The organism is Ferrovum myxofaciens, from assembly GCF_000735045.1.
Taxonomy (GTDB): Bacteria; Pseudomonadota; Gammaproteobacteria; order Burkholderiales; family Ferrovaceae; genus Ferrovum; species Ferrovum myxofaciens.
Genome location: NZ_JPOQ01000380.1, coordinates 1 through 315, shown reverse-complemented (window position 1 = coordinate 315; position 315 = coordinate 1). Strand labels below are relative to the sequence as shown.

Here is a 315-nt window from a genome sequence, read left to right as displayed (position 1 = left end):
TACCAGATGCCACGGATTTTTCCAGACAGTGCAGCGGAAAACCGGGTGATTGCGACAACCGCAATTGGCTCTCGAAATGGTTTTTCTTGTCTGATAAGCAACCGCCTTGTAGATTTGAATTCTATGGAGGCTGGTGCGCAATGCTTCCCCCTGTACCTGTACGACGAGGGTGAACGGGTAGAGGAACCGGTAGAGTCCCGGATGGATAGCCTGTTTGGAGAATCACATCAGCCTGTGGCTCGTTCCCGTACCCGCCGTTATGCCCTTACCGATGAAGGGTTGGCGCATTTTGAGACAGCCTATCCGGGAGAGGCC

The 315-nt window shown here is 53.7% G+C and carries 1 protein-coding gene; it reads left to right on the top strand.

The window, feature by feature from the left end; translation table 11 throughout:
- Positions 1–6 precede the first annotated feature (6 nt).
- Positions 7–315, top strand: a 309-nt coding sequence (locus IV91_RS18670; protein ID WP_233418494.1) for a type ISP restriction/modification enzyme, incomplete at its 3' end; no start/stop codon positions are given.